Source organism: Pantoea sp. alder81, assembly GCF_020179835.1.
Classification (GTDB): Bacteria; Pseudomonadota; Gammaproteobacteria; order Enterobacterales; family Enterobacteriaceae; genus Pantoea.
The window spans coordinates 303,064-329,911 of record NZ_JAIUDA010000004.1; the positions used below are offsets into that span (position 1 = coordinate 303,064).

General features: G+C 51.6%; 24 protein-coding genes. 16 read left to right on the top strand and 8 right to left on the bottom strand.

Features of this window, described 5'->3' with window-relative positions; genetic code table 11:
• The first annotated feature begins 32 nt into the window (after positions 1–32).
• Positions 33–1,868 (top strand): methyl-accepting chemotaxis protein, encoded by a 1,836-nt coding sequence (locus tag LBW88_RS13760; RefSeq protein ID WP_224932835.1) that lies wholly within the window; start codon positions 33–35, stop codon positions 1,866–1,868.
• 42 nt (positions 1,869–1,910) lie between these two features.
• On the opposite strand, the gene LBW88_RS13765 is transcribed toward LBW88_RS13760, so the two are convergent.
• The 3 genes from LBW88_RS13765 to LBW88_RS13775 form a co-directional block, all read right to left on the bottom strand.
• Positions 1,911–3,173: an MFS transporter gene (locus LBW88_RS13765; protein ID WP_224932836.1), complete on the bottom strand. Its 1,263-nt coding sequence runs from the start codon at positions 3,171–3,173 to the stop codon at positions 1,911–1,913.
• 141 nt (positions 3,174–3,314) lie between these two features.
• On the bottom strand, positions 3,315–3,674 hold the full coding sequence (locus tag LBW88_RS13770; RefSeq protein WP_224932837.1) for a hypothetical protein: 360 nt from the start codon (positions 3,672–3,674) through the stop codon (positions 3,315–3,317).
• A 283-nt stretch (positions 3,675–3,957) separates the two neighbouring features.
• Positions 3,958–5,979, bottom strand: a complete 2,022-nt coding sequence (locus tag LBW88_RS13775) for a DUF4034 domain-containing protein (RefSeq protein WP_224932838.1) — start codon at positions 5,977–5,979, stop codon at positions 3,958–3,960.
• Between the two features lie 803 nt (positions 5,980–6,782).
• On the opposite strand from LBW88_RS13775, the gene LBW88_RS13780 reads away from it, so the two are divergent.
• Positions 6,783–7,679: a DMT family transporter gene (locus LBW88_RS13780; RefSeq protein ID WP_224932839.1), complete on the top strand. Its 897-nt coding sequence runs from the start codon at positions 6,783–6,785 to the stop codon at positions 7,677–7,679.
• Positions 7,680–7,808: 129 nt separating this feature from the next.
• Positions 7,809–8,894 carry a diguanylate cyclase gene (locus LBW88_RS13785; protein WP_224932840.1) on the top strand — a complete coding sequence of 362 codons (1,086 nt, stop codon included), beginning with the start codon at positions 7,809–7,811 and terminating at the stop codon, positions 8,892–8,894.
• On the opposite strand, the gene LBW88_RS13790 is transcribed toward LBW88_RS13785, so the two are convergent.
• Both LBW88_RS13790 and LBW88_RS13795 read right to left on the bottom strand, forming a co-directional pair.
• A complete protein-coding gene (locus LBW88_RS13790) occupies positions 8,895–9,353 on the bottom strand; it encodes an OsmC family protein (protein WP_224932841.1) in 459 nt (152 codons plus the stop codon).
• A 71-nt stretch (positions 9,354–9,424) separates the two neighbouring features.
• Positions 9,425–10,084 (bottom strand): helix-turn-helix domain-containing protein, encoded by a 660-nt coding sequence (locus LBW88_RS13795; protein WP_224932842.1) that lies wholly within the window; start codon positions 10,082–10,084, stop codon positions 9,425–9,427.
• A 133-nt stretch (positions 10,085–10,217) separates the two neighbouring features.
• On the opposite strand from LBW88_RS13795, the gene LBW88_RS13800 reads away from it, so the two are divergent.
• The 9 genes from LBW88_RS13800 to LBW88_RS13840 all read left to right on the top strand — a co-directional run bounded on the left by LBW88_RS13800 (position 10,218) and on the right by LBW88_RS13840 (position 18,994).
• Positions 10,218–11,135 (top strand): carbon-nitrogen hydrolase family protein, encoded by a 918-nt coding sequence (locus LBW88_RS13800; protein ID WP_224932843.1) that lies wholly within the window; start codon positions 10,218–10,220, stop codon positions 11,133–11,135.
• Positions 11,128–11,910 carry an ABC transporter ATP-binding protein gene (locus tag LBW88_RS13805; RefSeq protein WP_045834332.1) on the top strand — a complete coding sequence of 261 codons (783 nt, stop codon included), beginning with the start codon at positions 11,128–11,130 and terminating at the stop codon, positions 11,908–11,910. The genes LBW88_RS13800 and LBW88_RS13805 overlap by 8 nt, the downstream gene beginning before the upstream one ends.
• A 12-nt stretch (positions 11,911–11,922) precedes the next feature.
• On the top strand, positions 11,923–12,765 hold the full coding sequence (locus tag LBW88_RS13810) for an ABC transporter permease (protein ID WP_224932844.1): 843 nt from the start codon (positions 11,923–11,925) through the stop codon (positions 12,763–12,765).
• Positions 12,766–12,767: 2 nt separating this feature from the next.
• On the top strand, positions 12,768–13,775 hold the full coding sequence (locus LBW88_RS13815; protein ID WP_224932845.1) for an ABC transporter substrate-binding protein: 1,008 nt from the start codon (positions 12,768–12,770) through the stop codon (positions 13,773–13,775).
• A gap of 66 nt (positions 13,776–13,841) precedes the next feature.
• Positions 13,842–14,045 (top strand): hypothetical protein, encoded by a 204-nt coding sequence (locus LBW88_RS13820; RefSeq protein WP_224932846.1) that lies wholly within the window; start codon positions 13,842–13,844, stop codon positions 14,043–14,045.
• The gene (locus LBW88_RS13825; RefSeq protein WP_224932847.1) at positions 14,038–15,408 is read left to right on the top strand and encodes an amidase; all 1,371 of its coding nucleotides are present in this window, start codon (positions 14,038–14,040) and stop codon (positions 15,406–15,408) included. Before LBW88_RS13820 ends, LBW88_RS13825 begins: the two co-directional genes overlap by 8 nt.
• Positions 15,405–16,280: a DMT family transporter gene (locus LBW88_RS13830; protein WP_224932848.1), complete on the top strand. Its 876-nt coding sequence runs from the start codon at positions 15,405–15,407 to the stop codon at positions 16,278–16,280. The genes LBW88_RS13825 and LBW88_RS13830 overlap by 4 nt, the downstream gene beginning before the upstream one ends.
• A gap of 603 nt (positions 16,281–16,883) precedes the next feature.
• Positions 16,884–18,119, top strand: a complete 1,236-nt coding sequence (locus LBW88_RS13835; protein ID WP_414004083.1) for an oligosaccharide flippase family protein — start codon at positions 16,884–16,886, stop codon at positions 18,117–18,119.
• Positions 18,120–18,124: 5 nt separating this feature from the next.
• Positions 18,125–18,994, top strand: a complete 870-nt coding sequence (locus tag LBW88_RS13840) for an ATP-grasp fold amidoligase family protein (RefSeq protein ID WP_224932850.1) — start codon at positions 18,125–18,127, stop codon at positions 18,992–18,994.
• Between the two features lie 105 nt (positions 18,995–19,099).
• Here the strand turns inward: LBW88_RS13840 and fic are convergent, their stop codons facing one another.
• Positions 19,100–20,176: a protein adenylyltransferase Fic gene (gene fic / locus LBW88_RS13845; RefSeq protein WP_224932851.1), complete on the bottom strand. Its 1,077-nt coding sequence runs from the start codon at positions 20,174–20,176 to the stop codon at positions 19,100–19,102.
• Positions 20,177–20,879: 703 nt separating this feature from the next.
• Between fic and LBW88_RS13850 the strand changes: the two genes are divergently transcribed.
• Positions 20,880–21,101: a hypothetical protein gene (locus LBW88_RS13850; protein ID WP_224932852.1), complete on the top strand. Its 222-nt coding sequence runs from the start codon at positions 20,880–20,882 to the stop codon at positions 21,099–21,101.
• A gap of 41 nt (positions 21,102–21,142) precedes the next feature.
• Here LBW88_RS13850 and LBW88_RS13855 read toward each other — a convergent pair whose 3' ends face one another.
• A complete protein-coding gene (locus LBW88_RS13855) occupies positions 21,143–21,766 on the bottom strand; it encodes a TetR/AcrR family transcriptional regulator (RefSeq protein ID WP_224932853.1) in 624 nt (207 codons plus the stop codon).
• 190 nt (positions 21,767–21,956) lie between these two features.
• On the opposite strand from LBW88_RS13855, the gene LBW88_RS13860 reads away from it, so the two are divergent.
• On the top strand, positions 21,957–23,162 hold the full coding sequence (locus LBW88_RS13860; RefSeq protein ID WP_224932854.1) for an MFS transporter: 1,206 nt from the start codon (positions 21,957–21,959) through the stop codon (positions 23,160–23,162).
• A gap of 93 nt (positions 23,163–23,255) precedes the next feature.
• Here the strand turns inward: LBW88_RS13860 and LBW88_RS13865 are convergent, their stop codons facing one another.
• A complete protein-coding gene (locus tag LBW88_RS13865; protein ID WP_224932855.1) occupies positions 23,256–24,179 on the bottom strand; it encodes a LysR family transcriptional regulator in 924 nt (307 codons plus the stop codon).
• Between the two features lie 110 nt (positions 24,180–24,289).
• Between LBW88_RS13865 and LBW88_RS13870 the strand changes: the two genes are divergently transcribed.
• Both LBW88_RS13870 and LBW88_RS13875 read left to right on the top strand, forming a co-directional pair.
• On the top strand, positions 24,290–25,429 hold the full coding sequence (locus LBW88_RS13870) for a M20 family metallopeptidase (RefSeq protein WP_224932856.1): 1,140 nt from the start codon (positions 24,290–24,292) through the stop codon (positions 25,427–25,429).
• Positions 25,416–26,816, top strand: coding sequence for a YfcC family protein (locus LBW88_RS13875; protein WP_224932857.1), 1,401 nt, complete (start codon positions 25,416–25,418; stop codon positions 26,814–26,816). Before LBW88_RS13870 ends, LBW88_RS13875 begins: the two co-directional genes overlap by 14 nt.
• Positions 26,817–26,848: the final 32 nt, after the last annotated feature.

The window sequence follows — 26,848 nt, forward strand, 5'->3', positions numbered from 1 at the left end:
TTTACAAAAACAACATTCGCAGGAGAGGGAACATGGGGCTGGTATCCCGTTTACGTAATGTACGCATCACCCGAAAATTGTCAGCAGGATTTGGCATTGTGTTGCTATTGGTGGCGTTAGCCACTGGAATTAGCGTGCAGCGCTTCAATGCGATTCACGATATTTACCAGAAAACCAATCTGATTTACGACATCAACATTGAGGTGTTCCAGGCCAAAATTAACCGCCTCAAATATCTCTATGGTGATGATAAATCGGGCAAAGTGATGGCTGATTACGTGGCGCATGCCCAGCAGCTCAATCGCGAAGCCAAACAACTCTCCTGGACAGACAATGCCCGCGCGCTGGTGGATGAACTGGATACCCATCTCGCCAGCTTCCAGAACAGCATTGGCGCGATGACGCAAGCCACGCAGCAACTGAATAGCCAGCGTGCACAGCTCGATTCCCTGAGTCAGCAGGATATGACATCGCGCTACACGCAGTTGATCCGCACACCGGTGACCAATCCTGAGTTGACCAACCAGATTTACGAACTGTTATTTGCTATCAGTAACGTGCGTGAAGAAGCCTGGGCGCTGCGCTTCAATGTCACTGATACTCTGCGCAATACCTTGCAAACCCATTTCCAGCAGGCCGATCAGGGCATGAAAGCCTTGCTGGCTCAGTTACCACCTGAGCAGCAGGGCGGTTTCAACGCGCTGTGGCAGGACACGGAACGTTTCAAAGATCTTAGCCTGCAAGCTGCCGACAGCTATGGTCAGCTGCGCGCGTCAGAAGACACGGTAAAAGTAGCAGGCGATAAGAGCAGCGCGGCGATCAAAAAGATCATTACTATCGTCAAAACGCGCAATGATGAACTGGCAAACGGTTCAGCTACGCTGTCGTTGCTGATCGGTGGGCTGGCCATTCTGTTTGGCGTGCTGGTGGCGTGGTACATCATCCGTCAGATTACGCGTCCGGTGTTTCACAACCTTGAGCTGGCGGAGCGCATTGCCAGCGGCGATTTAAGTTCTCAGTTCGCCACCGATCGACACGATGAGCTCGGTAAGCTGACGTCGGCGATGGGGCGGATGAACGATCGTTTGCGCAGCATGATTGGGGATGTGTTGAGTAGCGTCAGCAGCGTGTCGCAAGCCGCCAGCGAGATTAACCAGGGCAACCTGGATTTGTCATCCCGCACGGAACAGCAGGCAGCGGCGGTGGTGGAAACGGCTGCCAGCATGGAGCAGCTCACGGCCACCGTTAAAAACAACGCAGCAAATGCCCGACAGGCGAGCAAGATCGCCGCAGAAGCTTCGCATAATGCCAACCAGGGCGGCAAAGCGGTACGCGATGTGGTGAGCACTATGGGCGATATCTCGGACAGCTCGAAGAAAATTGCGGATATCACTGCCGTCATTAACAGCATCGCCTTCCAGACCAACATTCTGGCACTAAACGCGGCAGTTGAAGCGGCACGAGCCGGTGAGCAGGGGCGCGGTTTTGCGGTCGTCGCCAGCGAAGTGCGCAATCTGGCACAGCGCAGTGCCGGTGCAGCAAAAGATATCGAACAGTTGATCAGCGAGTCAGTGAGCCGCATCAGCAATGGTCATCAGCAGGTGGCGCGTGCCGGCGAAACTATGGATCAAATCCTCGGCAGCATTGCCCGCGTGAATGAGATCATGGAGGAGATTTCTGCGGCATCGGATGAGCAAAGCCGTGGTATTGAGCAAATTGCTCGCGCGGTAGGTGAACTCGATACCACTACTCAGCAAAACGCCACACTGGTCAGTGCATCCTCGCACTCGGCAAACTCGCTGGAAGAGCAAGCGATGATGCTGGAGAGATTAGTGTCGCAGTTCCGCTTGCAGGGCGCGGGGCGTTAATTACGGTAAAACATGGGGCGGCCTGATGGCCGCCTTCGTTTTTTAAAGTGGCCTGCGGTGATCGTCTTTATTCAACGTCCACAGCGCGACAAAGCTCACCAGCGCCGTACCCATCACATACCATGCCGGAATATCCGCATTACCCGTCTGCTTCATCAAACCGGTAATAATCAGCCCTGCGCAGCCAGAAAACAGCGCATTCGACAGCGAATAAGCTAATCCGAGCCCGGTGTAGCGCACGCGCGTCGGGAACATCTCCGCCAGCATCGCCGGACCAGGGCCTGCAAGCATACCGACCAATGCCCCGGCCACAAACACCACCGCCGCTTTGATCAGCAAGCCGTTTTGTGGGTCCTGCAATACTTTCAGCAGCGGGAATGCCAGCACCAACAATAAAAACGTTGCCAGTAACATTACGGCGCGCCTTCCCACGCGATCGCTCAGGATTCCGGCAGGCAGGATGGTGGCCGCGAAACCGAGATTAGAAATCACCGCAATCAGCAGCGCCTGATTGAAGCCGGTATGCAGCGCAGCCTGCAGATACGTCGGCATAATCACCAGATAGGTATAACCCGCCGCGGACCACACCATCAGTCGTCCGATACCCAGCACAATGGCACGCGCAGTGGCGCCGACCGACGCGCTTTCTGCCTCGGTGGCTTGCGCAAACTGTGGAGACTCTTCTAAGCCTGAACGTAGCCAAAGTGCGATGGCGCCTAGCGGCAGTGCAAGCAGGAAAGGAATGCGCCAGCCCCAGTCACTCATCGCTGCGTCTCCGATGAGCAACGGCAAAACCGCCACCACGGCCACGCCCGCCAGTAATCCAAACGCCACGGTCAGAGACTGCCATGCTCCGTAAAAGCCGCGTTTGCCAGGCGGCGCAAACTCCGTCATCAGCGAAACTGCGCCGCCGTATTCTCCGCCCGCAAACAAGCCTTGCAGGATGCGTAACGCGGTAATCAGCAGCGGTGCGGCAACGCCAATGGAGCCATAAACCGGCACCAGACCGATCGCAGCGGTCGCGAGCGTCATCAATATCAACACAGCGATCAGCACCGGTTTGCGTCCATAACGATCGCCCAGCCTGCCGAACACCACCGCGCCTAAAGGTCGGAAAAAGAAGGCCACGGCGAATGCCGCATAAGTCAGAATCAGACTGGTGAGGGCACTTTCACCTTCAAGCTGGAAGAAGTTTTTAGCCATTAGCGTGGCCATAAAACCGTAAACGGCAAATTCATACCATTCAATAAAATTGCCAACCGATCCGGCGATGAGCACGCGCTTGTGTGCCGCAGAAAGAGACATGATGTTTTCCTATAAGCAGGGGGCAGTGAACATCCTGCGGGCAAGCCGCTGGTGTGACAACCGCTGGTGCTAATCGGCTGCTAAAAATCGCTGTGGGTTCAAAGTTCTCACTGATTGAGTGGCTGAAAACCACGATTCGTCTTACAAATCTTTTTCGTATTCAATCGCTTCCTTTACTTTTATCAGTGCCGATTGCAAATCATGCAGGCTTACAGAACCCAGCGCCAGTCGGATAGCCTGCGGCACGGTCGTCGAGGTACTAAAAGGCTCTGCGGTTGAAACGGAAATTCGATGCTGCAGCAAGCGTTTTACCACGCGCTCCGCCCGAGCCTCATCGGGTAACACAATCCAGATAAAATAGGCATTCGGATGGCCATAGCAGGTAAAAACCTGCAAGATTTTTCGCGCCAGGGTTTGACGTTGCCCGGCATCTCTTCGCTTCTCTTCCTCAAGTTGTGCGACGTATCCCTCTCGCAACCAGTCGCAGACGATGGAGGTCATAATAAGGCAGTGTGCTGTCCCAGCTGCAGTGTAAAGGATTAATTCCCAATTGAACGTGGTCAATGGCAACCGTTATTAAAGTAACCAACTGGCCCTCTTTAAAAAAAGGGCCAGTAACTATCCGGATGTCTCAAACAAAACGGTTACGGACAGCGGCTATTTCTTTCTTGGTAACATAACCGTGGTAGCCTTTTTTTGTGCCTTCAAGATCCTCGGCCTGACGAAGAAGAACATTACTGCAATGAATATTACAAAAGAAACTACTGACATCGGCTGATCCCCTTTACTGAACCACATGTTCCATAATGATTTTCATTTCCTCAGAAATCTTACCCTTAGACCTTTTTACGTAATAGTTATACAAAGGTCTTAAGGCGACACCTTCTTTAACCTTCTGAAGAAAATTCCAGTAGTTTGGATCCGCGTCCCATTGCATCGCTTGTTTGATCCAGAAATCCATAACAAAAAGGTTTTTATCCATACCCCGGGCATTGAATGCGCAAAAAGCATACAGGTAGGCAATGTAAGCCATCTGATCTATCCTTACACCTGCTTGAAGCAATACTTTGGGGGCCTCAATAAACAATCCCTGACGAATCTGCTTCTCATCACTGGATGCAATTAAACTACATGCATAATCATACTGTGATAATGCATCCCCTGACTGAATATTTATTTTTAATAATCTCTCTCTTTCAATGGTTAATTCTGCCTTCTCAGAGGGATTATCGTTACCTTCTATCAAGGTCTCTAAATCACGAGATTTAATCAACATTGCCTGTGAAGAACTTCGCTGTATGGCAATATTAAGAAACATATTTGCTTTGTCGATATTAGTATTAACAGAAAACATTTTTGCAAGGCCAGGAGCGTTACCGTAATAAATCTCATAACATAGTATGGAAGCGTTAATCCCACGATATTCGGTGGAAAACTTTTCAATCACTGACTTTATCGATGCAGCATAGCCCATTTTACTCAGGATAAAAATGTGCAATCTAAACATCCCGTAATCAAGATTTTTTTCTCCGGAAATATAATAATCCTCAATACTTTCGCGCTGATTTTCAAGGAACATGTCGGATAACGGAAAGTTTGCAGCCAGAGCGCTGTATAAGACTTCAATCGGGGAGGTAAGATTGCGGTATTTCGTTTGTCTGGAGAGGTCGTCAAAGACATTCAACTTATCTTCAAACTCAAAAATTTTCATCATGGAGAACAGGACATTGAAAACCTCAGTAGCCCGGTAGAAAATAATCCAGGGTGAAGCAAGTTTGACAATATCATGCAATGATTGATAAATACTCCACACCAACGCATCTCTCGAATTCTTACGATCGTCAGGCATAGTCGTCAGAATATGGTAACAGAAATCAATATATTCGAACCGGGTCAGGGAATCTTCTTCATCGCTAAGGTGGTCATTAACGAGTTCTGCGAATTGAATCTCTCTTTTTTCCAGAGCTTTTCTAAGATTGACCGATGGCAGTGTATTATATGCCGTTAGCCGGTCATATTCTTTCTCGCGATGCAAAATTTTCATCTGCAGATCAGATAAGCCTGAGCAGTATTCACTTTCCAGGAATTGAGATGCTTTTTCATATTTTTCATCACCATACCATCTCGGTGACAGAAGCCTGATAATCGTTTTTCTTGACTCAATATGTCCAGGTGCCGTTATCAGGATGTGCCTCAACCAATAGAGTGGAATGAAGCTTATTTCATCAGCAGTTGGTGTCGAAAGCGTTATTTTAATCAGTCCCTCTGGAAGGCTATATCCATCAAATGAAGATATATACTTCCTGGCATCATCATCGTAATGCGCGCAGGTGAATTCAATTGGTTGATTGACAGGCAACTCCAGCCAGTCAGGTATACCAAATCGTCCTGACGCCTCTAATAGCTTGTTATAGATCACAACACTTTTAGGATTTAATTCAAGCGTTTTCAACGCCCAGTAAAAAAATTGGTCGTTGGCAATACTGAATCTCTGGTATTGTGCGGGAGTTACACGGTCCATAGTTTTTATCCCACGTTCATTTGCAGCGGTCATATACCAGAAGCCTGCAATGAAAACATAAGGATAATAACTCTGCGGAACTTCTTCCTTCCAGGCGTGAAGTTGTTGCAGTATTTCATTCACATCTTCAACTTGAGGGTTAAACAGGAACTGAATTTGCAGCACTTTATGCAGATCCAGTTCCGCCAACGGTGCAAACAGTTGCTCAAGGTTATGGTAATTCTTTTGACTTAAATTACGCTTCACATGTTGTTGTAAGTCATTTATTTCTAAGAGAGATTTCATGAGTAAACGTCCTGTATATGAATCATGATGCTATTGTATAAATCCGCAAAACCTTTTTTCCGCAACAGAAAAAACGTGATGAACTGAATGACCTGGCCAAGTGTGGGTTCAAGTCTGTGGGAGTTCTCTTGTATGTCACATGCTTACAAGATCCACCTTACCAAAAAATATATAATTATTTAAGTCTATATTTTATTCCCTGCAGCTTCCGTTTTTCGCTCGAAGCGGAGCTTACTATTACCCGGGCTGCTTTGAGCCTGAGATGACGATTCATGCTGCGGATGCCATTTTACGAATAAATATAAATTTTCACATGCAGAACTGATGGTTGCTAAGTATTCCCTGCTCATCCCTTTGAATCATTAGCATTGGGTTTTCCCGCGCTGATGGAACACTTACTGAACCGAACCGTAATGGATTTGCAGAACAGACCTAACCACAAATATTTGCCGGGATCCCCGCAAAATTGGCAGCAATAGGGCCGTGAACGTGTCCTAAAGAAACAGCCAGCAGCCTGTCCGGAAATCTTCATATCAGCTCATCAATCTCACTCATTGCCATGCATATCGTTTCATCAAGTGAAGGATTTCGGAAGGAAAAATGTGATGGTGAAGTAACAGCAGAACCGGAGCATCATCAGCCTCGCCAAGTTGCTTTTCCAGCCATCCCATACGGCCCGATAGTGAGCCGTAGTTCTGTTCGCTGACAGTTGAGTCCACGCCTGCCAGGCATATTTCGCATGTGTTTTAACTGAAGTGCAGCAACTCCCCCGGTGGGTAAGTGAATGAATCAAGGTGGCGTTTATGGCAAGAAGCAGTAATACAAGGGTGTGTCACGCTAGCAATGCTGGATTACAGGGATGGATGAGTGGATTTATCGGGATGATTATTTTTAGTCGGTCGTTACCGGCAACGCGCGTGGCGGTACAAAGTTTTGACCCCTTTTTCCTGACTTTTATGCGCGCTTCAATTGCAGGAATGTTAGCGGTCCTGCTCATCTTAGTTCTTCGACAGCGCAGACCTGCATTGGGGCAGTTTTTTTCATTGCTGATTGTCGCGCTGGGTGTCGTGATAGGCTTTCCATTGCTCACTGCACTGGCGTTACAGCATGTTAGCTCAGCACATTCCATCGTTTTTATTGGATTGCTTCCAATGTCTACCGCACTTTTTGCTGTGATTCGCGGAGGCGAGCGACCGCGAAAAGCATTCTGGTTATTTTCCACTCTTGGCTGTCTATTAGTGATGGGGTTTGCGTTGGTGCACAGCGCAGCGGCATCACTGACCGGTGATCTCTTGATGTTCGCTGCAACATTAGTATGCGGTCTGGGTTACGCGGAAGGGGCGATGCTTTCTCGTCACATGGGCGGCTGGCAGGTTATATGCTGGTCACTGATCCTTTCACTGCCTGCTATGTTGCTGGCAACGATGATGACTGCACCCGGCAGTTTCCAGTCGGTCCATGCGTCTGCGTGGTGGGCATTGGGTTATGTATCGCTGTTCAGCATGCTGATTGGTTTTATCTTTTGGTATAAAGGCCTGGCAACAGGGGGGATCGCCAGCGTAGGACAACTGCAGCTTTTACAGCCTTTCTTTGGCCTCATTTTCTCAGCCTGGTTACTTCATGAATCCATTAATCCATCGATGCTGGTGGTGACGGCAGCCGTTGTAGGTTGTTTGGCCGCTGGGCGTAAATTTCGGTGATAGCTTTACGCAATCTTAACGAACCTTGCGCAGTTGTTAAGCGCAAGGTAAATATTCTTAAAATAAACCGCTCCGCTCGCTGTTTTTCCCGTTAAACTGCTTTTCTTGTCGATCAGACTTTTCCAGTGAATGAATTATTACTCACCTGATGATAGCCATCTGAAGCGGCGTTCGGAACGCTTCGTACGTCGTATGTTTATCATGCGCCAGCTTGGCACAATTTTATGTTTCTTCCCGATTCTCTCTGTATTGATGGAGATGGATCGCGGTGTGGCGTTCAGCGCCCTGTTATTTACCAATGCGTTTGTCTGGCCGTGGGTGGCTTATCGCCGGGCATTGCGTGCAGAGGATTCAACCGGCACCGAACGCAATAACTTAACGCTAGACGCGGCATTTGGTGGGATTTGGGTGGCGCTGATGGCGCTTAGCCCTTTGCCGTCATTTATCATTATGGCGGTGCTGGCCTCGGATCGTTACGCAGCAGGGGGCGCAGCGCAGTTGATCGCGGCCATGCAGGCTTTCCTTTGTGCTTTTGTGATGGTCTGGCTGGTAGATGGCGCGGGGGTCCATCTCGCATTCAGTGCGCAAACCGTCTGGCTGACGTTGCCGCTGGCAACCTGCTATATGCTGGTATTGAGCGTGACGTCTTACAATCTCACCTGGCAACTGCGTAAACGAAACCGGGAACTGGAACGCATCGCACTGATGGATCCTGGTCTGGAAATTCCCAACCGTCGGCTGTTTGAGCGTCGTCTGGAGAGTGAATTTCTCAGCACGCGTCGTGGTGAAAGTGCGGGCTATCTGTTGCTGATGGATCTCGATTACTTCAAGTCGGTGAACGATACCTGGGGCCATGAAGCCGGGGATTTTTTGCTGGCGGAGATTTCGGCGCTGCTACGCAATCACGTGGGCTTGCAGGATATTCCCGCGCGTTTCGGTGGCGATGAGCTGGGCGTGATCGTGCATCATGCGACCGATGAATCGGTGGTGGCACTGGCGAACCGACTCAAAGAAAAAATTGCTCAGGTGCGCCTGCCGGCGTCAGCGGAGTTTCACTGCTCGGTGAGTATTGGCATTGCCTCTGCCTCCAATGCGGAGTCATTACGTCACTGGCTGCGCCATGCGGACGAAGCGTTATACGAGGTGAAACGCGCCGGACGTAATGGCGTGCGACTGTGGGAACCGCCGCAACCACCGTTGGCCGGCGCCGCCTGATCAGGCAAACGTCGGTTCGCAGTTCACCGGGAAGTTGAGTGAATTTGCCACGTAACAGGCCTCATGTGCCTGATGATGTAACTCACGCGCGCGGTCCGCATCTGCCGGATCGCGCAGCGTAATACGTGGTTTCAGCGTGATTTGCGTGAAACGACCTCGCGCCCCTTCCACCATGGTGCCTTCCGCCGCATCTTCATAATCTTCCACCACAATTCCCGCGTCTGCGCACAGATGCAGATACCACAGTTTGTGGCAGGCTGAGGCCGATGCGAGCAGTAACTCTTCAGGATTCCAGCGCGTTGCATCACCGCGAAATGCCGGATCGGCGCTCAAAGGCATCGTAGGTTTGCCGTTTGCCAGCATCTCACTGTTACGATCGTAAGCCGTGTAAGAAGAGGTGCCGGTACCGCGATTGCCGGTCCAGCGAACCGTGACCTGATAGTGGTGTTCCCGTGCCATAGCTGAAGTTCCTTTTAAGGGGGATCGGCGGCTAGTTTACTGCGTTTACTGGCGCGGCGGGAAGGCTCTGGTCAGGCACCGCGCGTCAAATCCCCAATATCCAACGTTTCGGTCTGGCAAATGGAAATCAAGCTGGCGGCTGCTTCACTCAGCCGTACAAAGGTATGGCGCATCGTACTGTCGATGTAGGCGCTATCGCCTTGCGCGAGCCGCAGCGGCGCGTAGAGCTGCGTATGCAACATTACTTCGCCTGATAAGACGTAAATGAACTCTTCGCCAGCATGCTGAGACCAGGCTTCTGGCGGCGGCAACTCCCGTGTCTCAATCCCCATCACCACCGGAATCATCCCTTTCACCAGCAGTTCAGCGGCATGCACTTCATAGCGAAAATAGGGATTGGTAAATGCCAGTCCTTTGCCGGCCAGAGTGTAGGTGCGACGCCCCTGAATGGCGGCGCTCGTCACCGAGGGCGCCGGCAGCTCATCGGCAAACAGTTCTGCCAGAGAGTAATCAAACGCGCTGGCAATCTTGGCAATAGTATCGAATGAAGCGGATACCTGGCCTTTCTCAATCTTTGAAAGTGTCGAAATTGACACGCCACTTAACTCGGCAACCTGCTCCAGCGTCAACTCACGTGCCTGACGTATCATCTTGATTCGCAGTCCAAAATCTTGTTCACCGGTCAAGGCGGCGCCCAGCCCGGAGGCTTCATGCTGTCGGGTGGTTTTCATTGGCAATGATTCTTCTGCTTAGTGAACTGGAAAGTTAATTTCTCACATATGATAAAAATTATCACATAAGAAAATTGTATTGGTCTAAATGTGAGCAGAGTAGCAGTTTAAAAGAAAACTTCTGGGAGCTGCTATGAACATAACCACCATCGCCAGCGTCACTCTGACCGCGTTTTACGACAAAACCCGCAACCTTAACAACCTGCTGAGTTGGATGGAACATGCGGCACAGGAGGGCGCCGATCTGGTGGTGTTCCCTGAGCAGGTTTTGCAAGGTTATCTGCCGGATACGCTCAACTGGAACGGTGAAGCAGTGGCCTGGCAAATGGCGCAAGCCGAAGTGGTGCCAGAGGGTCAGAGCGTACAGGCAATACAGACGCTCGCCACGCAACTGGGCTTGCACGTGATTTTTGGCATGACAGAACGCCATCCCGAACGTGCCGAAATCCTGTTTAACAGCGCGGTGCTGTTAGGGCCAGACGGTTTGGTCGGCGTGTATCGCAAAGTGCATCAGCCGGGCGATGAGAAGCATGTCTACTATCCCGGCAGCGATTTCCCGGTGTTCAGCACGCCAATTGGCCGCATTGGTATGTTGATTTGCTACGACAAAGTCTTCCCGGAAAGCACTCGCGAGTTGGCGCTGAAAGGCGCGGACATCATGATCATGCCCACCGCATGGGGCTATGCCGGAGACGGCAGTGCAGGCGATGCCGATCCGATGGTCGATAGCTACACGCTGTTTGGCCGCGTGCGCGCACTGGAAAATCAATGCTGGATGATCGAATCCAATCTGTGCGGCCAGCACGGCAATCTGCACTATCACGGCCACAGCCGCATCATCGATCCGCTGGGGAATATCGTGGCGGACAGTGGCACCACGGAAGGGATGGCGATTGCCAGCGTCGAGGTGCAATCCGCCATTCTGCGCGCCCGCAGCAGTGACTATCTCGGCTATCACTTCCTGAAAGATTACGTTCCGGTGCAGGCCCCGCCTTCGCCGCTGACGGTTCACAATCGCCACGCGCGACCTTTGGGGGAACACCATGAGTAAAGTTCTGGAAGCCGCTGGCATCCACAAAAGCTATCCCACGCCGGAGGGTGAGGTGACGGTGCTGCGCAACCTCAACTTCCACGCCAATCGCAATGAATTTGTCTCCTTTGTCGGGCCCAGCGGCTGCGGAAAATCGACACTGTTCAACATCATCACCGGACTGCTGATGCCCGACAGCGGCAGCATTCTGCTGAAGAATCGTGAAACCACCGGCACGCCGTCACCGGAACTGGGCTACGTGCTGCAAAAAGACCTGCTGTTCCCGTGGCGTACGGTGATCGACAACGTGATCCTCGGGCTGGAGGTGCGCGGCATGCCCAAAGCACAGGCCCGAGCCAAAGCGCGTGAACTGTTCGAACTCTACAAAATGACCGGCTACGAGCAGAAGTATCCGTCGCAGCTTTCTGGCGGCATGAAACAGCGTGTGGCTCTGATGCGCACCATGGTCACCAACCCGGAAATCATCCTGATGGATGAGGCTTATAAGGCGCTGGACTACCCGCTCAAAATCTCGCTGGAAAGTGAGCTGCTGAGCGTGGTGAAAGAGCAGCACAAGACGGTGATCTTCATTACGCATGACATCGAAGAGGCGGTCACGTTGTCGGATCGTGTTTATGTGATGAAAGCGCGACCAGGTGAAATTGTGCAGGAGATTGAGGTCGATCTCGGCACGGAAAGCCTGTCGATTCCCGAACGCCGCTTGTCGCCGCGTTTTAATGAGTATTACGAGCACATCTGGCGCAGCATCGGCATCCAGCCTGAGCCGGTTAACTAACGAGAGGACGAAATGACAATGAACTCAGTGTCTACGCGCCCCACGGTTGCCGCGACAGCCAATCGCAGCTCGCGTGAAACCTTTTTCCGATCGGCTAACGCACGCCGCTACACGCTGCTGTTTTTGCAGGTGGCAATTGTCGTGGTGCTGCTGGGAGGCTGGGAACTCGGTGTGCGCAGTGGCAACATCAATGCCTTCCTGTTCTCCAGCCCGTCTCAGGTGTGGGAGGTGCTGGTTCAGCGCTTCCAGTCCGGTGAGATGGTGACCGATATCCGCGTCACCGCCGTTGAAACCCTGGTGGGCTTTGCGGTGGGTGCGATTGGCGGCTCGATTCTGGGCTTGCTGCTGTGGTACTCGCGTTTTATCTCCGACCTTGCCGCGCCGTTTATCGCCGCGATCGGCTCAATTCCGGTGCTGGCGATTGCGCCAATGACCATCATCTGGTTTGGCACGGAGATGCTTTCCAAAGTGGTGATTGTGGCGTTTTCGTGCGTGGTGGTGTCACTGACGACGTCCTATAAAGGCGCGATGCGCACCGATCCTGATCTCATCAACCTCCTGCGATCCTTCAACGCTGGACGCGGCACCATCTTCTTCAAGCTGGTGGTGCCATCTGCCATGTTGTGGGTGCTGTCAGGCTTACGCCTCAATGTTGGCTTCGCACTGGTCGGTGCCATCGTTGGCGAATACATCTCTTCAGATAGCGGCGTGGGTCACATGATCCTGCTGGGCAGTTCCAACTTCGGTATGAACATTGTGCTGGCTGGCATCGTGCTGGTCATGCTGATGATGCTGTGTTTCAACGCGCTGGTGGCATTTCTTGAACGCCTCATTCTCTCCTGGGACAGGAAATAATCATGAAAAAATTCCGTTTAGCTACGATCTCTGCCGCAGTCTCTTTGGCTTCCATGGTGTGCGCGCACGCGGCCGACACGCCAGTGCGCATCAACCAGGCGTTTCAGTCTCTGCTCTATCTGCCGCTGTATGTGGCGCAGGAACAGGGCTTTTTCAAACAGCAGGGCGTTGAGGTCAAAATCAGCACTGGCGGCGGCGGGGCGCAATCCTGGTCAGCCGTGATTGGCGGTTCGGCTGATTTTTCGATTCAGGATCCGGTGTTTGTGCCTAAAACCCGTGAAAACGGTGGCAAAGGGGTGGTTGTAGCCGGTGTTCAGAACGCGCCAACTATCTTTATCTTCGGCAAAGAAGCGGCTTCATTGCAGGACAATTTATCGCTGCTAGCGGGTAAACGCGTGGTAACCAGCCCGCAACCCGACACCACGTGGGCATTTATGAGTTATCTGATCAAACAGAACAACCTCAAAGACGTGAAGCTGGTGCATGTGGCGATTGGCAATGAGATCCCGGCGGTGGCGGCAGGTCGTGCGGATTACGCATTGGCGGCGGAGCCACAAACCACCATGGCGGAAATGCAGAATGGACTCCACGTGGTTTACTCGTTCTCAGCGGCACAATCCTGGTATCCGTTTGCCTTCTCCAGCCTGACCACCACTCAACAGTATATCGATAAAAATCCGCAGGCCGCGCAGGCTGTTGTCACCGCCTTTGAACAGGCCTCGCGCTATATCTACAAGCACCCGGCTGAGTCGGTGACTATTGCACGCAAATACTTCCCGGCGCTGCCCGAGGAGGTAGTGAAAACTGCGGTGCAGCGTGAAATTGATGCCAAAGGCTATCCGGAGAATGTGCTGGTGTCGCAGAAGGCCTGGGATAACAACATGAACATTGCGCTGTACGCCAAAAACATCAAAGCCTATCCCTCTGAAGCCACGTCGTATCAGAACAACGTGAATACCGAGCTGGCGACAAAGGCTAAAGAGGCGGTCGATGCGATGGGTGACAAATAAGTCATCACACACCTTAAACAGGTTATGGGCGTGCCGCTGTGCGCCCGCTATAAAAGAGGATGGATTATGGATGCACTGACACTCCGTCTGGCGTTAATACAACGCCATTGCGCAGCAGATGCGGTTGAACTGGAACATCTGCTCACCGATTGTGAAGCGCGTGCGGCGGGCGTCAGTGCCTTTGCTGCACAACATTTCGCGCCAATACTACTGCCGGCAAACGCCTGGGTATCCGCTTTGCAGCCGCCGCTGGAGTTGCCTCATGAGTGAGTTAATCGATGCCTCGATGCTGACGTTGGCTCAGCAGCTGCGCACGCGGCAGACCAGCGTGCCAGAGTTGGTCGAAGCCTGTCTGGCGCGTGAGGAAACCACGCGCGATCTCAATGCGTTCAATGAAGTTTATGTGTCTCAGGTTCGCCAGACGGCCAAAGCCAGCCAGCGCATGTTAGAGCAGGGCTACGATCTCGGGCCACTACACGGGATGCCGATCGCCATCAAAGCCAATATCGATTTGGCCGGCGAGGAGATGCACGCCGGTAGCCAAATCCTGAGCGGTAATATCGCCCAACGCGATGCAGTGGTGGTACAGCGTCTGAAGCAGGCGGGCGCGTTAATTATCGGCAGCACCAATATGCATGAGTTCGCATGGGGCGGCACCACTAACAATCCGCACTATGGCGCGAGCAGCAATCCCTGGGATGATGCACGCATTCCCGCCGGATCCAGCGGGGGTTCCGGCGTGGCAGCTTCGGTGCGCAGTGCGCTGGCAACGCTCGGAACCGATACCGGTGGATCGATTCGTTTACCGGCGTCGATGAACGGGATCACGGGGTTACGTCCGGGCGTGGGGCGACTCTCCACGGAGGGCATCTTCCCGCTGGCGACCAGTCTCGATACGGTGGGGCCGCTGGCGCGCTATGCCGAAGAATGTGAAGCGGTGTTTAACGCACTGGATGGCAAATCGCAGCCGCTCACTGTTCTACCGGACCTGGCGGGTTTGCGTATCGGCCTGCTGCCGGATGTGCATCAGCAGGTACAGCCCGATGTCGGCGCTGCTTACGATCAAATGGTGCAGTGGTTTAGTGCAGCAGGCGCGCGCTGCCAGACGCTGAACTTTACCGGGCTTGAGCAGGCGGTGAATGCGCTGGTGCTGATCAACCTCGCGGAACCGGCTTCATTGCATGCCGCCTGGCTTGCTGAGCGTCCGCAAGAGTACGGCGCTGACGTGCGAAAGCTGCTGCAGGCGGGTTTAAGTATTACGGCAGTGGAATATCTGCAAGCCCAGCGCTTCCGCACCGGACTGCGCATGCAACTGTTGCAGCATCTCAATCAGGTGGATGTGATTCTGGTACCAACGCTGCCGTTTACCGCACCGCATAAAGGGCTGGAAGCGATTCAAATGGGCGATCGCGAAGAGAGCGTATTGACCGGCAACATGCGCTACAACGCGCTGGCAAGTTTGTCAGCACTGCCGGCGATCAGTCTGCCGGTGGGGTTTGATCATGCAGGGATGCCGATCGGCATGCAGTTAATCGGGCGCGATGGTGCTGAACGTCAGTTGCTGGCTTTGGCACGACGTTTCCAGCTGCAGCACGATTTTCATCTGCAAACGCCCACGCGGCTACGTGTGTGAAAGCAGTCTCTCTGCGCGATGTGTTCGTCCTGCTATTGGTGGTGAATGGCTGGGCATTTAACGTCATCGCCATGAAGTTTGGCCTGATGGAGTTGCCGCCACTGTTTATGCTAACGCTGCGTTTTGTGTTGGTGGCGGCGATTTTACTGCCGTTCCATCGCTTAACGCGCCGTCAGGTGCCCGGCATGCTGCTGCTGGCGTTCACCTTTGGTTTTGTGCATTTCGGATTGATGGTAATTGGCATGCAAACCACCGATGCGGGTACCACCGCCGTGTTTATCCAGATGGGCACGCCGATAGCCATGCTGCTGGCGACAATCTGGCTTAAAGAGCGGCTCCACTATCGGCAAATCGCGGGCGTAGTGGTGGCATTTATTGGCGTGATGATTCTCACGGGCAGTCCGGCCCTGACGCACTGGCAAAGCATCATGTGGTTATTGATGAGCGCTTGTGGTTGGGCATGCAGCACGGTGCTGATCAAGCGTTTGCCGCCGATTGCACCACTGGCGATGACGGGCTGGTTGTCACTGTTTGCCATTCCGCTGGTGGGTTTGAGCTCATTACTGACCGAGCAGCATCAGTTCTCCTTACTGTACGTGGCGGGTTGGCGCGGTTGGCTGGGGGTCATCTACAGCGCGCTGGGTTCGTCAATCCTCGCTTATTCATTGTGGTACGGCCTGCTGAAACGCTATCCCGCCAGCCAGATTCTGCCCTGGTCACTGCTCAGCCCGGCGCTGGCGTTGCTAATGGGCGTGGCGATTCTGCATGAATCGCTGGATCACAGCAAAGTGATCGGCACGCTGCTGATTGTGGGGGGGATATTGCTGGCAGTGGTACGAGGCACAGTGATAAAGAGGAGGGTGGTGGTGTAATTGGGATTTTTCAGCCGCAATGCTCAGAACTCTTTATGTAAGATGATTTATCGGTATATCACCAGAACTTTTCGATGCCACATGTAAGGCACGCACGTCGGCTTAAAAAGCGCGAGTTCATTCCCCCATTTTTAAATCGATTCGATGCGCTAAACGTAGCGCTTACCCTTGTTGATATTGCCGCAGCCTGATGTCCTGTGTTAAACCGTCGCGTTTAGGAGAGGGATGAATGGGTTTGAGTTTTACTATCCCGGCTGCCACGCTTATGCACACCGCCCTCACTATCTTCCTAATTATTACTCTCCTATTTAATTAATTCCGTCAATGCGATGCTTTATTAATGGCTGGCACTGATTTTAATAAATGGTTGCTACTAATCTGATTCGAACAGAAACCTCTTCACTATTTTTGTGTAAACAGTCACAGTATCGACCAATTAAAATGAAAGCGTAAAGTAAAGAAGTAATGTGAAGGTTATTTGACTATATAAGAATTTGGAAAATAAATATACCAGTAATGCATATAAATCTCGTTGCTTTTGAGCGTAGAACATCTATCAAGCAAGAAAACTGCAACTCAACATAAGTTTATGTGAGACGTAAAATGTATTCTAACGCGATATGGATCATGCTGGAGAAATCAGTCAATATCATTGGGCTGATATACATAAATTCTTTAATGGCTAAATACATTGGTCCTGATAACTTTGGCAAGATCAACATTGCCACCTCTCTGTTTATATTTGTACAGACGTTGTCATGGTTTGGCGGTCAGAATATTATTTTCAAGCGCATGAGCGAGAGAGCCCGTTCAGGTATCTCTTTGGCGATGCACACGCAGAATCAGAGGCGTTTTTTCTTTCTGATTTCATCAGGCGCAGTGCTCACTTACCTCTACTTATTTACTGACTTAACGGTATTTATTTTTGGTGTGGCCAACTGCATCGCGACTTATTACATCGTGATGGACTTCTTTTCGATCTACAACAACACTCAATTAAAATCAAAGATCAATACGATTACCAATGTCATCGGATTGTCTCTGGCACTGATGGCAAGATTCTACATATCGCACTTTGAGCTGCCGATTTACTATTTCACGATACCTATCATCATTATCCCACTGGTTCCTTACATCTTGCGCCTCGTTTACTTTAGGCAGACCACGGCAGTTAATGAAAGCAGTAAAGGTGCCGTAATGTACAACCGCCACATGTTGTACACCGGGGGGGCGCTCATTCTTTCGAGCATATCAGCGGATATCTACACGCAGATATCGAGTATTTTCCTGGCTAAAATGATCTCTTACTCAAATCTGGGGGTCTATAGCGTTGCATTAACCATAGGAGGCGCCTGGTCATTTATCGTATTGGCATTAATAACGAGTTTCTTCTCAAAAATATACAATGAGAAAAACCAACTCACCGTTGATGAATTACTAAGTAAAATCAACAGGATTGTTATTCTTTTGTCCCTTGCTGTGCTAGGTGGATTCTATCTGTTTGGTGATTATTTTATCCATTTGCTTTATGGCAATAAGTATATGGGGTCTGTGGAAATCATACCCATCATCATTATTGGCACGATGTTCTCGTCACTGGGAACGATCTGTTACCGATATATGATTAAAGAGTCCGGATACAACTACCTGGCAAAGAAAATGTTTTTATGTTGTGTATTAACCGTGCCATTTTCCTGGCTCATGATTCGTACCTTCGGGATTAATGGCGCTGCATACTGTTTTTTGATTGTCGAAATTTTGTCTTGCACTCTTCTGAATTACTTTTTCAAGAATAGAACAATCATCAAAATGCACCTCAACATTTTTAAAATGAGATAATTTCAATGAGAATGATAAAACACACAGTTAAATCAGCTCTAAAAATTAGCGCTAACATTTCACCAGAGTTTTGTGCTAAAGCTCACTATTATATTAAATTCAAGAAAAAACTTAATTTGACCAATCCCACTAATTTTAATGAAAAGATTCAGTGGCTCAAGTTTAACGAGTTCAATAACGAGATTTACACACAGTGTGCAGATAAATTTAAGGTTAGAGAATACATTGCCTCCAAAGGCTGCGGTGAAATTCTCAATGAGATTTATGGCGTCTACGATAATCCTCAAGACATTGACTATGCCGCATTGCCCCAAAGATTTGCCCTCAAGTGCAATCACGGTGCAGGCTACAACATCATTTGTAGTGATAAATCCTCATTAGATGTTGAAAAAACTAACAAGCAGCTGAGCAAGTGGTTAAGTGAAGATTTCTCATCACATTTTATTGAGCCTCAATACCGTAAGATCGAGAGAAAAATTCTTTGTGAGAAATTCATCGAGAATGAACGTGGTGGTTTTCCAGACGACTATAAGTTTTACTGCTTTAACGGGAAACCTTACGCGGTCATGGTTTGTGTCGGCCGCGAAAAAGGCAAGCCGAAATTCTATTACTTTGACATGAACTGGAATCCGCTTCCCTTCGAGGATACGGTGAAGTTGGTTAATAAGTATGACCTGCCAGAGATGCCTGATGGCTTTGTGAAAATGAAGCAGTATGCAATGAAACTTGCGACCGATTTTAAATTTGTGCGCGCTGATTTCTATCTGCTGAATGGTGAAGTCATTTTCGGCGAGCTGACATTTACGCCTTCAGCGGGACTGGATGTCAGTCTTCAGGAAGCGGATGCTATTTTGGGTGGGCAGCTGAGGTTGTGATATCTGTGCCTGGAACGTTCCTGGCACAGTAGAGTGCACACGCTGTTGATGAATAGCGGTTCTGGGATTGAGGGCGGCATAACGAAGCACTCAATCCCGTTTCATTTATTGATTCAGTTCCTGCAACAGACGCGTGTTCATATACAGCTTCTCGCGTCCGTAGCTTTTCTCTTCCAACACGCCAATTTCCACAAGCTGTTTCAAATAAGCGGATGCCGTTTGACGTTTAGCGATACCACTTTCAACCAGATTTTCGATACGGCAGTAAGGTTGTGCAAACAGCACTTGCATCAACTCATGGGAGTATATTTTTGGCAGTTTTTCTCGTACGTACGCCGACGCTTCGGTGATTAATGCACGCACAATGGCAATTTTTTGCGTCGTCCAAATGGCGGTATTTCGCACGGCTTCCAGCATAAATAGAATCCAGGCTTCCCATTTACCCTGCTCGGTAACGTCACGCAGCAGCGTGTAGTAGTCGTCTCGGTTTTCCAAAATGAACCTCGAGAGATACAGAATGGGCAGCGAAAGCAGATCGGTTTGAATCAAATACAGAATATTCAGGATACGCCCAGTGCGACCGTTACCATCAGGGAAGGGGTGAATGCACTCGAACTGATAATGCGAAATCGCCATTTTTACCAGTGGATCGATCTCATCATCGGCATGAATGAAGCGTTCCCAGTTTGCCATCAAATCACGAATAGCGGTTTCACCCACAGGAGGTGTGTATACCACGTTGTTGTGTTGGTCACGCAACACCGTACCTGGCGTTTTGCGAATATCACTTTGCACGGCGCGCAGCTTGGTACAAAGCGTTATCGCTGTATTGGTGCATAACGGGTAAGCATCAAGATGAGCAAAGCCTTCAAACAGTGCCGTGCGATAGCGCAACGCTTCTTTTGTTGAGGGATCGGCGTTTTCATCATGATCCGCATACTGGAAAAGCTGGTCGCTGGTGGTCACGATGTTTTCAATGCGCGATGAATCCTTCGCTTCTAACATGGGTAAGATGTTAATCAGCAACCCTTGATCGGGAATCAGCTCCCCGGCGGTTTTCAACTCCGCCACCGCAGCCCGAGCTGTGATACAAGCCTTTAACACCCTACGAGTCTCTATGGTTTCGAGGTCAGGGGGCAGCAAGGGCAATGCGTTATAAGGGACTTCAGGATTCCAGACCATATGTTTAAAAAATCCAGTTTTATCGACATATGGCCATAATATGTCGATGCCATAAACATGTCACGGCCATATGTTTAAAAAAATCGATTTTATCGACATATCGTCAAAACGTGTCGATGGCGTAAACATGTCGAAATCCAGACCTGCGTCAAAAATAATCTCTGCCCAGACGGGCTGCGGGCGTGTTCGCCAGACGGTAGCAAACATCGCTACGGATAGTCAGGCCGCCTTATTGAATAATCTATTCAAAAACAAATGGCTTCTGTATGAGTCATAAAGGAGTTCTATGCCCCATAGATGAGGCATTGCAAACATTAATCCCGTGAGACATATATCCAGACAGGGCACGATCCAGCCTTAAGCTGGCATTGGTTTCACGTAAAACAACTTTAGTATCAACCGTAAAATCACCAACAGTCTCAATCTGCAGTTGTTATGAGATTAGAAACAGAATATCTGAAATTAAATCCTCGCAACGCGTCATGCAGCGATTAGGAATGACCTATAAAGGCATCGAACAACATTACGATGTGCCCTGTGTGGTTTATGAATGGGCGATTGAAGAAACTCAATCGCAGAACCCAATCAACAACCATTCATAAACGGCCTTCAATCTCTCCTGCGCCGCAGCGAATAGTGCACGAATTCCAACTTATTTATCGGTAACGTACTCAGCCTCAACCCTTTTCGGAACCACAGTTGTATGAATAATCTGTCAAAGCTGGTTATCACATTAGGCCTGTTTTTAGCCGTCAGCGCTCAGGCTGAAGCACAAGGATGCCTGAAAGGCGCGATGATCGGTGCCGCTGCAGGGCATGTTGCGCACCATGCTGTGATGGGCGCGGTCGGGGGCTGTGTTGTGGGCCATCACATGGCCAGTAAGAAGCAAAAAGAAGCTGAAGCCAAACAGCAGCAACAAAAGTAATTGGTAGACATGCGCTTCCGGTTTAACCTGCTGATTGCAGGTTAACCGGAGGCGATGGGCTTATTCGCATCCCACATCCACATCATCTGCGAAATTGCCCTGTTAAGTTCCTCAATGCTGGCGCCATCGCGTGCCTGAATCGATAAACCAAACATGAAAGTGCTGAAGGATGCCGCCAGTGCGCGGACATCAACATCCTGCCTCAGTTCGCCCGCGGCAACAGCGCGCTCGATCGAGGCGGTGATTCCGGCTCGGGTACGATCGCGCGAACGTGTCAGCGGTTCGGTCACGGCGGCATGTTCGACGGAGGTGGCGCTCATGGCACCGAGGCCGACCATACATCCGGTTGGGTGGCCTGGCTCGCACTGCATCTGCGCAGAGCGACGCAATGAGGTTTCCACGGCTTCGCGTCCCGTCAGGCTGGTATCCCACAAGCATTCCGTCACCTGACCGAAAGTCGAGAGATAGCGCTGCACGCATTCACGGAACAACGCCTCTTTCGAACCGAACGCGGCGTAAAAGCTGGGTGCGGAGATGCCGTTATTGATGCTGCCCTTGAGCTGATTGAGTGAGGTCGATTCATAACCCTGCTGCCAAAACAGATACATCGCCTGTTCGATCGCCTGGTCTCGATCAAATGTTCTTGGGCGTCCCATCGTCGCCATCGCTTCCTCCTGTTTAACGCGTGCAGTGGATTACTATACTAAACGATACATATCTCGTTGACAAAGTGAACCTGCCTGATTAGTGTATCGATCGTTACATTAATCGGGATTGCCTTCTTTTACTTCCAGGAGGCAATATTTTACGCCCAAATATATACCAATCGATACATAAATGATTTCAGAAGGAAATATGGAAAAAGAACTCGCACTCAACGGGCAAGATACTGCGACAGAGCGCCTGCCGATATCGGCTCTGCTGGCACTGGCGATGACGGGCTTTATTTGCATCATCACCGAAACCTTGCCCGCCGGGCTCTTGCCGCAAATGGCAGCGGGTCTGAATATCTCCAACGCACTGGCAGGGCAGACGGTCACGGCTTATGCGCTGGGCTCGCTGATCGCGGCGATTCCTTTGACCATCGCGACACAGGGCTGGCGGCGCAGAAACGTGCTGCTGCTGGCTATCGCCGGGTTCCTGATTTTCAACTCCATCACGGCGCTATCCGCAAATTACTGGCTCACGTTAACGGCACGCTTTTTTGCCGGCGTGGCGGCGGGATTGTCATGGAGTTTGCTGGCGGGCTATGCACGCAGGATGGTGGCGGTTCATCAACAGGGCAAAGCGATGGCCATCGCCATGGTGGGCACGCCCATTGCCTTGTCATTAGGCGTGCCGCTCGGCACCTGGCTGGGGGGCGTGATGGGTTGGCGCAGTGCCTTCGCGGTTATCTCAGCCTTAACCCTTGTGCTGGTGGTGTGGGTGCTGGCCAAAGTGCCTGATTATCCGGGACAATCGCGCCATGACCGCATGCCGCTATTAAAGGTGCTCACCACACCAGGCGTGAGAGCGGTGCTCAGTGTGGTGATTGCCTGGATGCTGGCTCACAACATTCTCTATACCTATATCGCCCCGTTACTGCAGTTGGCAGGCCTGGGTTCACAAGTGGATATCGTGCTGCTGGTGTTCGGACTTGCGGCACTGCTTGCGATTGCGGTGACTGGACGGCTGGTCGATCACCATTTACGCCGCAGCGTGTTGGTGAGTCTGGCGGTATTTGCTCTGGTATCACTCGCGTTTATGGGCTTCTCGCACATTCCGGCGATGCTGTATCTCGGCGTAGCGGTATGGGGATTGACGTTCGGTGGGGCGGCAACCTTGTTGCAAACGGCACTCGCGGATACCGCCGGAGAGGGTGCTGATATCGCGCTTTCCATGAACGTGGTGGCGTGGAATGGCGCGATTGCGGCGGGCGGCATCACGGGCGGTATTCTGCTGAATCACTGGGGCGCGCAGTCGTTCCCGCCGGTGCTGATAGCACTCTTGATCGTCGCATTTGTTATCGCATGGCGAGCAAGTGAACACGGATTTAGAGCAGGTGCTCGCACGGGTCATTAATCGATCGCCCAACATCAGGTTCGCCTCTTCGTGCGTTGGCTACGTTCTTCGTCGCCAACGCAACCTGGAGCGGCGCTTCACATGTTAAATCTCTCATGATGCTTCATGTGAACTCCCCTCAAAAAACTGACACAACATCTGCCACAGATGCTGTGCTGCAGGGGTGAAGCGGTGATCGGCGCTGCGTAAAAGATGACATTGGCTTTCGCGTGCGATGCGATGGTTGATCGGCACCGCCACCAGCTGGCGAGAGTGTAATGCGTCCTCTACCACCTTGGTGGTCATAAAGGCGATCCCCATGCCCGCCTGGCTCAGCGCAATCGCACTGGTGAACAGGTTGCAGCTATACGCCGGGCTAAACACCAATCCTTCCTGTGTGAACATGGCATTCATGTAACTCTGAATCCCAAAGTTTTTGTCCATCCCGATCAGCGGATAGTGGACGATATCGCTGACATCGACCTGGTCATACAAAGCAATGGGATGTTCAGGGCGCACAATGGCGCAGATAGGGCCACGCAGATAGCTATGACATCGGAGACCCGGCGGGCCGACCGGTCCAAAACCGACGGCCATATCCACTTCACCTTTGGCAATCAGGCTAACTGTTGTTTGCATGTCACCAGACAGAATGTCGATGAAGACTTCAGGATAGGTTTGTGAAAAAGGCTGAAACACATACCTGACCACCTCATCGACCATACCTTGCCCAACGCGGATGGTGATGGAACCGCCGCGCTTATGGCGCAGATCTTTTAGCCGTCGTTCTAAATGACTTCTGCGCTGATGCGTCTGCGCGTAGTCCTCAGCCAGCAACTTGCCCGCTTCGGTCAGTACCACATTGCGGCCGCGGCGTTCTAACAGCGGCAGTTGCATTTCACGCGCCAGTTGCGAGAGTTGACGGCTGATAGCTGCCGGATCCACATCCAGCGCTTCCGCCGCACGGCGAATGCCACCGTGAATACCTACTTCATATAAGTATCTTATGGATTTGTCGGGATAAAGCAGCATAGCCATAGGTTTTAGTTATCTGTTGATCTCAGGTCAACAATAATAGCGTTTTATACCCATTTTTTAAGCCCTATTTTATCCTCATACTCGGGATTCACTTGGTGAGGACAGATTTAATGAAAAATATAATAAGTTATTTGCAACAGCATTCAGGCGAAATTCTCTCGGATATCAAAACCCTGGTGGCAGCCGAATCGCCGTCAATGAACAAAGCGGCGGTGGATCGCTGTGGCGACGTGCTGCGTGCGCTGTTTGCTGAGCGTCTGGGTATTGATGCGGAAATCGATGTGCAGGAACACTACGGCAATCATCTCAAGTTCACGCTCGGTTCAGGCAGTGATCAAACCGTGGTGCTGGGCCATTTTGATACCGTCTGGGATGAAGGCGAATTGCCGATGCGCGAGGAGGCAGGCAAGTTCTACGGCCCCGGCATTCTGGATATGAAAGCGGGTCTGGTGCAGTCGATCTGGGCAGCACGCGCATTAAAAGAACACGACTTGCTGGCAGGGAAACGTATCGTCTTCCTGTGTGGCAGTGACGAAGAAGTCGGCAGCCCAAGCTCCAGCGACTGGTTGTCTCAACATGCGCTGGGATCATCGCAAGTGCTGGTGGTGGAACCTGCAGTAGCCGGAAGCGGTGCACTAAAAGTTGCGCGCAAAGGCACGGGCCAATATCAGATCGCGATCACCGGTCAGGCTGCACATGCCGGTAATAATCCGGAAGAGGGGATCAGCGCAGTGCAGGAGATGGCGCATCAGGTGCTGTTCCTGCATGGATTGAATGCACCGGATCGCGGCACCACCGTCAACGTCGGGATCGCGCAAGGCGGTAATCGCATCAATGTGGTCGCGGATAAGGCCGTACTGGGCATCGATACACGCGTCACCAGCGAAGAAGAAGCGCAGCGCATTCACGATGAGATTACCCAGATTCAACCTCACTTACCGGGCATCAAGCTGGAGATTAGCGGCGCACAATCACGTCCACCGATGCGCCAGAGTGCCGAGTCGCGGGTGATCATGCAGCGTGCGCAAGCTGTGGCACAACAAATCGGTTTCAGCGTTGGAGGGCAATCGGTTGGCGGCGGCAGCGACGGCAATTTCACCGCGGCGTTGGGCATTCCAACCCTGGATGGTCTGGGCGCAACCGGCGCAGGCATTCATGCGCGTCATGAGCACATCATCATTGCCGATATTGCCTCACGCACCGCGCTGGTGGCGGGTCTGATGCTGGGGGACGCTCATGTCCCAGGTTAATGTTGATAAAAACGCGGCGATGCAACCTGCGCCGGCCAAAAGCGAACAAAGTCCTTATCTGTTGCTGTTTATCATTCTGGTGCTGGCAGCGGTAGCCACCTGGATCATCCCGGCGGGCAAGTTTGATCACGAAACCCGCAATGGCGTGACCTTTGCCATTAAAGGCAGTCTGCATGAAGTGGCGCGCACGGGTGTTTATCCCGGCGAGATTTTTATGGCCATCGTGCAGGGCGTGATCAAAGCGGCACCGATCATTTTCCTGATTCTGTTTACCGGCGGATTGCTGGCGGTGATTGAAGCCACAGGCGCGATTGCCACTGCGCTGAATTCATTGTCACGCAGCACCAAAATCAGCGATACCCGTTTGATCCTGATTTTTGCGGTGATCTTTGCCATCCTCGGCAGTACCGGCGTGGTGCAAAACTCGGTGGTCGCCTTTGTGCCAATTGGCCTGCTGGTGGCGCGTTCGTTAGGCTTACCGCCGGTTATCGGTATGGCGCTGATCTATCTGACCTGCGCGGCAGGATTTAACGTGGCGTTCCTCGGCCCGGCCACCACCGGTCTGACACAGCATCTGGCGCAGTTGCCGCTGTTCTCGGGCATGCTGCTGCGCGGCATCACCAACCTGCTGTTTGTGTTAACGGTGGCGATTTACCTGATTATTACCGTGAAGCGCATGCGCAAAAATGGTCAGGTGCGCGTGGACACTGCGGTGGAAACCGCAGCCCCGATGGAGATTACCGGCCGTCACAAACTGATCCTGCTGACCTGCGCGGTGACGCTGATTCTGTTTATGGTCGGCACCGTGCAGCTGCATTGGGCCACCAATGAGATGTCGGCGATGTTTATCATCCTGTCGATTATGGTCGGTTTGATTGGTCGCCTGTCCGGCTCTGCTATTGCTAACACCTTCCTGTCCGGCTGTTCTCAGCTGGTCAAAGGCGGCTTTATCGTCGGGATGGCGGGCGCGATTTCGGTGGTGCTGCAGCAGGGCAATATCCTCGATCCTATCGTTGGCTTCCTGTCAGATCTGCTGGCGCCGGTGCCGCCTGCGATTGCTGCCGTGGGCATGTTTGTCAGTGCCGCGCTGATGCACTTCGGCATTTCGTCCGGATCGGGCGAGTCTGCTTTGCTGATTCCGATTTTCTCTCCGCTGGGTGATAACCTCGGTCTGACGCGTCAGGTCACGGTGCAAACAGTGTTGTTGGGCGAGGGGATTGTTAACTCCATCAGCCCGACATCGGGCGTGCTGATGGCCGCGCTGGCCACCGCCAATATCTCGTTCGGCAAATGGCTTAAATTCGTGGCACCGGTGGTCGCCATTTGGTTTGCGATTTGCGTGGTCACGTTGCTGATTGGCGTCGCGATAAACTGGGGTCCGTTCTAACCCCAATAAACGAAAAGGGATGCTGCGTTAGC